The 7,562-nt window shown below is 71.3% G+C and carries 6 protein-coding genes; 2 read left to right on the forward strand and 4 right to left on the reverse strand.

Annotated elements, in window-relative coordinates; genetic code table 11:
* Positions 1-139: 139 nt before the first annotated feature.
* The 3 genes from FL311_RS21780 to FL311_RS21790 form a co-directional block, all read right to left on the reverse strand.
* Entirely contained in the window at positions 140-1,576 is a 1,437-nt protein-coding gene (locus FL311_RS21780) for a zf-HC2 domain-containing protein (RefSeq protein ID WP_141327580.1), read from the reverse strand.
* A complete protein-coding gene (locus tag FL311_RS21785) occupies positions 1,573-2,130 on the reverse strand; it encodes an RNA polymerase sigma factor (RefSeq protein ID WP_046711104.1) in 558 nt (185 codons plus the stop codon). The genes FL311_RS21780 and FL311_RS21785 overlap by 4 nt, the downstream gene beginning before the upstream one ends.
* A 166-nt stretch (positions 2,131-2,296) precedes the next feature.
* On the reverse strand, positions 2,297-2,455 hold the full coding sequence (locus FL311_RS21790) for a hypothetical protein (protein ID WP_153882699.1): 159 nt from the start codon (positions 2,453-2,455) through the stop codon (positions 2,297-2,299).
* Between the two features lie 147 nt (positions 2,456-2,602).
* Between FL311_RS21790 and FL311_RS21795 the strand changes: the two genes are divergently transcribed.
* Entirely contained in the window at positions 2,603-3,613 is a 1,011-nt protein-coding gene (locus tag FL311_RS21795) for a cupin-like domain-containing protein (RefSeq protein WP_141327581.1), read from the forward strand.
* A 5-nt stretch (positions 3,614-3,618) separates the two neighbouring features.
* Here the strand turns inward: FL311_RS21795 and FL311_RS21800 are convergent, their stop codons facing one another.
* A complete protein-coding gene (locus tag FL311_RS21800) occupies positions 3,619-6,366 on the reverse strand; it encodes a CHAT domain-containing protein (RefSeq protein WP_141327582.1) in 2,748 nt (915 codons plus the stop codon).
* Positions 6,367-6,826: 460 nt separating this feature from the next.
* Between FL311_RS21800 and FL311_RS21805 the strand changes: the two genes are divergently transcribed.
* Positions 6,827-7,562 (forward strand): polysaccharide lyase (locus tag FL311_RS21805; RefSeq protein ID WP_141327583.1); only part of this gene is annotated, 736 nt, incomplete at its 3' end.

The raw sequence follows: 7,562 nt of genomic DNA on the forward strand, positions 1-7,562 counted from the left end.
CCACGCCCCTCCTCACGACGTCCGTCCACACGCCGCCGCTTCGCACGGTGGACAACACGCCCGCCGCTAAAAAGCAGAGGGGCCGGTCCTGCTCAAGAGGACCGACCCCGGTGTGTGACGAGGAGAACCTACGGTGGACTCAGTTGAGCTCCATGCACGGGACGATGTTGCCCATCCCGTTGCACGTGAGCATCGCGTCCATCAACTGCTTCTCGGCCTGCGCGGTGCGGCCCGCGGCCAGCTCCCGGCGGATGCCCTCGCGCTCGGCCAGCAGGTGCAGCCACGGGTCCGGCGTCCCCTCGGCGAAGCCGCGCAGCGCGCTCATCGCCGTGGCGTCCGAGACCGCGGTGCCCGTGTGCATCAGCGCGCCGAAATAGATGTCCCGCTCCCCCGAGCGGCGCAGCGAGTCCAGCAGCACCGTCGCGTCCTTCTTCGTGTCGCTGTCACGCAACAGCCCCGCGTACCCCTGGGCCAAGGGCGCGCGCGCCGTGAAGTCCCGCGCGGCAACCTGCCGCACGTAGTCCTGCAGCACCGAGCCCCCACCCAGCGCGTCCAGCTCGCGGGCCAGCGGCAGCAGCGCCTCCACGCGCTCCTTCGACGTCACCGTGCGCACCGCGTCGTAGAGCGCCGCGCGGGCCACCGCGGGCCGCTGCGCGAGCTGCTTCGCGTCCCAGGGCGCCTCGCCCGTGAGCGTCGTCCACACGTCCATCACCTGCCGGCGCGAGCGCACCCGCTCCTCCGCCAGCTGCGTGCGCAGCTCCGCCGCCATCCGCCGCGCCTCGCCGCTCCACCCCGCCTCGCTCAGCGACGCCACGGTGTCGAACGACGCCGCCGCGCGGTCCAGCAGGTCGCGCTCGCGCAGCACCAGCGCGCGGTTCCACAGCGCCTGGGCGTGGTTCGGATTGAGCTTCAGCGCGCTCGTGAGCAGCCCCAGCGCCTCCTCGTAGCGCTGCCGGCTGAGCGCGACGACGGCCAGGTCGTTCGCCTTGTCCGCGGACTCGGGCTCCTGCCCCAGGAACGCCTCGGCCTGCTGCCAGTCGCCGCGCAGGGCGTACGCCGCCGCGATGCCCCGGTAGTCGTGCCGCTCCGCCAGCTCCGCCAGCGGCCTGAGCGGCAGCATCTGCGCCGAGTGGCTGGTGCCGCGCATGGGGCTGTAGGGCAGGAAGCGGTCCGCCTTCGGATGCGACAGCCGCGCCTCGAAGGTGCGCGTGTCCGCGCCCGACAGCCACACCTCGCCCGGAATCTCCGGCTCCGCCTGGCCGCGCACCACCACCACCGCCGCCAGCCCCGCCGCGAGCGCCAGCGGCATCGCCAGCCTCAGGCCCTTCTGGAGCCGCGCCTTCAGGGACACCACGTTGCCGCCCACCACCGGCTCGGCCCCGTCGGCGCCCTGCGTCGCCGGCGCGCTCCCCCCCAGGGCCCGGGCCGCCAGCAGCTCCAGCTGCAACAAATCCCTCAGTCCCGACTCACACTCCGCGCACCGCGTCAGGTGCTGGCGGAAGGCATCCGCCTCCGTGGCGGACAGCTCCCCGTCCACGAAGAGATGCAGTCGGTTGTTGGTGCATGGCGTCGTCATGAGCTCGTTGCCCCCTGCTCCCGGGCCACCGCTACCTGTGGCAGCAGCAAGTCCTTCAGGTCCCTGCGTGCCAGGGTGAGCCAGCTGCCCACCGTGCCCACGGGAACGTTGAAATGCTCGGCGATGGCGTTGTAGCGCTTGCCCTCCGCGTGCAGCCGATAGGCATCACGCAGGTGCGGCTTGAGCCGCTCCACCGCCTTCTGGAACTCCTCGGTGCTCACCAGCTCCCAGTTCTCCTGGGCCTCCGCCTGCGCCACCCCCTCCTGCACCAGCGCGAGGTGGGGCATCCCCCGGGACTCCGTCCGCTGCCTGCGGCAGTAGTCCAGGAAGCGGTTGGTCATCGTCGTGCACAGCCACGCCGCCGCCGCCGCGTCCGTCCGGTCCTTCAACGACTCGAATTCCTGCATCGCGCGCTCGAAGGTCTCCTGCACCAGGTCCTCGGCTTCCAGGCTGGAGCGGGCGGACAGACGACGCGCCAGTCCCAGCAGGCTGGGCCGGTGCTGTCGGATGAACGCCTCGAAGCGCCTCCGCTCCCGGTTGAAGAGGTTGGCCATGATGTCCTACATGCCTCGCGCGGCAGGTTTCCCAGTCAAAGACGCGGTGCCGCCCGTTCCTTGAGAAAAAAGTGCAAGGGCACCAACAAGGCAATGCCCGGAAGGGATGAAATCCCAGTCCGGGCATGGATCTCCAGCGGATGTAGGTCTGGAGAGGAGACGGCGCCTAGGGCTGCTGCGGGGCAGAGGCCAGGGCGGGGCTGGACGGCATGGGCAGGGGCTTGCGGGCGCGCTGCACCCCCACGTTGGTGGCGCAGTCCACGTAGTTGTTCTTCACGTGGGCGTCCGCGGCACTCGACTCGACGGGCTTGGAACCGGACGTCATTCGCTCGCTCCTCGTGCTGGGATACAGCAGCACGGACAAGTTGCTGGTGGATGAAACTTTGAATCTGTCGCCGTCCTTACCATGCTCCGGTGCGTTTCCGTGAGAGGCGGCGGGGTGGATTGCGTCTCGGATTTCGAGGTTTTCCAAATGAGCGTGGATACATCCCGGTTGGCGTTGGAGTGGCAGGTCTGGCTGGTGGAGAACCTGGCGATGGGGGTGACGCGCGAGGAGGCGTGTCTGGCGTTGGCGAGCGCGGGCGTGTCGGAAGACGTGGCGCGCGAGGAGGTGGCGCGGGTGGAGGCGCATCCGTTCTTCCAGGCCTGCCAGCGGGTGGGGCGACGCTACGGGTGGCTCGAGTCGGTGATGGACACGTACAGCGCGTTGCATCGGCAATCGGGTGGACATCTGGCGCTGGAGCGACGCCACGAGCTGTCCGCGGAGGAGTTCTTCACGCGCTACTACTTCGGACACCGGCCGGTGGTGTTGACGGGGCGGATGAAGGACTGGCCGGCGCTCGGACGTTGGTCGCTTTCCTACCTGGCCGAGCGGGTGGGGGACGTGCAGGTGGAGGTGATGACGCGGCGTGAATCCAACCCTGACCACGCGCCCGAGCCGGACAAGCACCGCGAGACGATGCGCTTTGGCGACTACGTGCACCGGGTGGCGACGGGGGGCGAGACGAACGACTACTACATGGTGCCGCGCAACGAGAACTGGCAGCGCGAGGGCTTCGAGCCGCTGCGCGAGGACGTGCGCGCGCCCCAGGGCATCATCGACGACAGCCTGCGCCCGGACATGATGACGCTGCTGCTGGGCCCCGCGGGCACGGTGACGCCGCTGCACCACGACAACATGAACGTGCTGCTGGCGCAGGTGCTGGGGCGCAAGCACGTGAAGCTCATCCCCTCCTTCCAGCGGCACCTGATGTACCCGCGCTACGGGACGTTCAGCCACGTGGACGCGGAGCGCCCGGACGTGGAGCGCCACCCGCTCTACGCGGAGGCGCACGTGGTGGAGGCGGTGCTGGAGCCGGGGGAGCTGGTGTTCATCCCGGTGGGCTGGTGGCACTGGGTGCGCGCGCTCGACGTGAGCGCGTCGGTGACGTTCCACCACTTCCAGGTGCCGCAGGGGAACACGTACCTGCCCACGCCGCTGTAGGGGGGTCAGTCGGACGTCTCCACCAGCAGCACGTGGTGCGTCCAGCCGTTGCGCGCGTCGCGGGCGAGCCACTTCTGGCGCTCGTCGCGCAGGGCCACCGCGGGGGCGGTGCCGCCGCGGATGCGCTGGCGCACGCCGTCGAAGAAGCGCCCGGCGGCGTCGGGGATGTCCACGGTGGAGGCGAGCACCGCGCGCGCGCCGGCCTCGATGAAGGCGGCGGGCAGGCTGAAGGGCTCGTGCGTGGTGGTGGAGGCGAGCCGCCCCGCGCTGCACGCGGCCAGGAACACCATGGGCGCGCCGGCGAGCTTCTGCTTGCGCACGATGTCCGCCGTCAGCGCGTAGCGGCCGTTGCCCTCGGGCGAGAGCACCACCAGCGAGGCGTCCGACAGCACCGGGTCGCTGATGCCGTGCGCGTGAATCTCGATTTCCGTCGCGTCCGACATGCTCGACAGCACGCGCGAGGGCGTGGCGTCCGAGCCGGACAACAGCTCCAGCGCCGTGGGCTCCGGCTCGGGCGGCGGCGTCCACGTGGGCAGCCTGGGCAGCTGCAGCAGCGCGGGCGCCTCCACGCTGGAGACGACCAGGCGCCGCGACGGCGCGGACACGCCCGGGACGATGCGGCCCATGCGGAAGCTCCACGGCTGGTCCACGGGCAACAGGTCCGTGCGGCCGAAGACGGGCGCCCACGCGAGCACCTCCACCTGGGCGCAGCCCTTGAGCGCCTGGCGCACGTGCTCGGGGACGAGCTTGACGCTGGGGCTCTCCGCGAAGGGCACCTCGCGCGTGCCCTGGTAGTCGCCGACGAGCTCACCCGCGGGCCCCCGGGCGACGGCCACGGAGCGCTCGTTGTGGACGGCGGCGCCGAGCGCGCACCGCTGGGGCACCTGGGTCCCCAGCTGCTCGGCGAGCAGCTGCAGGGCGCGCGCGTACTCGCCCCGGCGCCCCGCGTCGGTGACGAGCGAGGAGTAGGCCAGGGTCCACGCCTCGCGCGCCAAAGGCTCGGTGGACGGCAGCTTGCGCGCGTCCTCGAGGGTGCGCGTGAGCAGCGCCACGCCGCGCTCGTGCTCGTGGTCCAGCACGAAGCGGCCCTCCAGGTAGCGCGCGTAGATGGCGTCGCCGGGCGTGGGGTTGCTGGCGCGCGCGACGTCGAGCGCCTGGCTCAGCCGCTCGGCGTCCTTCGGGTCCGGACGGGCGCGGGCCATCTCCGCGAAGGTGGCGCCGAACATCAGGTCCAGCTTCGCGTTGGGACACGCGGCGGCGGCCTCCAGCGAGGCGCGCGCGGCCTCCGGACGCAGGGCCAGGTAGTGCGTGTGGGCCTGGTTGATGTGGGGCCAGTAGCAGGTGTCGATGACGCGGCCGCCGCGCGCGGTCCACTCCTCCACGTACGCGAGCGCGCTGGAGAAGTCCCCGCGGTCCCGGGAGATGTGCACGAGCAGCTCCAGCGTGGTGAGCTCCAGCTCCCACTCCTGGAGCTGGCGGGCCCAGGACCAGGCGGTGCGCGCGTGCTGCTCGGCCTCCGTCAGCCGGCGCAGCTCCGCGTAGAGGATGCCCAGGCGGAGCTCCAGGTCCACGCAGCGCGCGGAGAAGGCGCCCTCGCGGCAGCGCTGGAGCGCGTTGAACAGGCGCTGCTCGGCCTTCCACCACTCGCCGTCCGCCGTCTCCTTGCGGGCCTGCTCGCGCTCCAGGAACAGGCCGAGCCAGGTGTCCTTCTCTCGCTGGACGTGGGAGACCAGGTCCGGCAGGTAGCGCAGCGCGGCGGCCTTGTTGTGCAGGGCCAGGCCCACGAACAGGTCCTCCTCACCCGAGGCGCGCACCGTCTCCACCAGTGACTCCGGCGCGCCCGCGCGCTTCCGGACCCACTCGGAATACCCCTGGGCCAGGGCGCCGCGCCGCGTGAAGTCCCGGCCGGACACCCGCGTCACGTAGTCGCCGAGCGACGTGCCGCCCTGCAGCCGGTCCAGCTCCCGCGCCAGCGGCATCAGCGCCAGCACGCGCTCCTTGGAGGGCGCGGCGCGGACCACGTCGTAGAAGTGCTGCCGCACCACGCCGGGGGTCTGACGCGCCTCCTGGAGGGGCAGCGGCGCCTTGGGGTCCTCCAGCAGGGCCAGCGTGGCGTCGCGCGCGCCGTGCCACTTGCGCGAGCGCGCTTGCGTCTCCTCGCGCAGCGTCAGCGCCTGCGCCTTGGCCTCCCTGCTCCAGCCCTGCTCGCCGAGCGCGGCCACCCTCTCGAAGGTCTCCGCGGCCTTCATCGTCAGGCCCATGTCGCGCAGCGCCAGGGCGCGGTTCCACAGCGCCTGGGGATGCGAGGGGGACTTGGCCAGCACGCGGTCCAGCAGCCGCAGGGCCTGCTCGTGTGCGCCCCGGGAGAGCTGCACGGCGGCCAGGTCGCTGTCGCGGTCGACGGAGGACGACATGCGCTCGAGGAAGGAGCCCGCCTGGTTCCACTCACCCTGCAGGCCGTAGGCGGCGGCGATGCCCGCCCAGTTGCCCTCCTCCTCCAGCCGGGCCAGCTCCTTGAGGGGAATGGGCTCGGCGGGGACCAGACAGCCGCCGGCCGAGACGCGCGGTCGGTAGCGGTCGGCCTCCGGATAGGTGAGGCGGGCCTCGATGCGCGCGGACGCCCGACGCTCGGCCCAGAAGCGCGCCTCCACGCCGCTCCCCCCGGACGGCGTGCGCACGAGCAGCGCGGTGACGACGAGCACGGGCGCGGCCAACGCCAGGACCAGGGCCTTGTCGGACTTCGACTTCCACATGCTGCCCCCTCGGGTGCTGTCTCCCCCAGACAGGCGCCCACCGGTCGGGTTCTACACCAACCCTCCGGCTGGCGACGACTCCAGGCCCACACCGGACCTGTCGCCTCTGTACGAACGCACATCCCACCGGGTCCTTGGGCGCCGGCATTTCTTGGGCGAATTTCCCGCGTGGGCGCAGGCACGGAAGAAGACGCCGCGTCCCCGGGCCGCACAGCGGGCGAGCGCCGCGGGAGCCCAAGGTGCCGCGCGCTCCCACTTCCGGCGCGTCGCTTCATCCTCCGGGAATCATTGCGGTGGACGGCAAGCGACGAGCGGGGCCGAGGGCGCCCCGACTCCTCGTGCCCCACCGAGCAGCGGACCGGGGGCAGGGACCCCAGGGGCTTGGCGGGCGAGCGGGAGCGGGAAGTAGCACGGCCGGCCGGATGTCCCAATGCGCCAACCCGGAATGAAAGGACCTCGTTTGACCGCATTCCTTCGACTCGCCGCCCTGGTGTTGCTGGTTCCCCCCCTCGCGTCCGCGGAGGTGGTGTGGAAGGGCGACTTCGAGACCGGAAACATTTCGCAGTGGACGCGCTCGCAGAGCGTCGCGAACAGCCGCCTGCAGGTGGTGTCGGACGTGGTCCGTGAGGGCCGCTATGCGTTGAAGGCCACGGTGCGTCAGGGCGATGACCCCATCGGCGCCAGCGGCAACCGCAACGAGCTGCTCTACATCAGCGAGGAGAAGGCGGGCTCCACGTACTTCTACAAGTGGAGCACGATGTTCCCGTCGAACTACCCCATCTCGGATGGGTGGCAGGTCTTCGCGCAGTGGCACCAGGAGGGCTGCTGCGGCTCGCCGCCGCTGGAGTTCTTCGTGAAGGGGGACCAGATGCACCTGCGCGTGGGTGGCGCGGACGGTGACATCCCCTGGAAGGGGCCCCTCAACAAGGGCCAGTGGCACGACTTCATCCTGCAGGTGAAGTGGTCGTCCAACGCGAAGGTCGGCTTCGTGCAGCTGTGGCACAACGGGAAGCTGGTGTTGCCGAAGACGATGGGGGCGACGCAGTTCGGCAAGGAGATGAACTACCTGAAGCTCGGGCTGTACCGCGAGGACAGCATCCGTCCCGAGGCGAGCGTGTACCACGATGGCTTCACCATGAGCACCGCGCTGGAGGACGTCCTGCCGCCTCCGCCCGCGCCGGAGCCCACCCCGGAGC

The organism is Myxococcus sp. AB025B (assembly GCF_006518215.1).
GTDB classification, from domain to species: Bacteria; Myxococcota; Myxococcia; order Myxococcales; family Myxococcaceae; genus Myxococcus; species Myxococcus fulvus.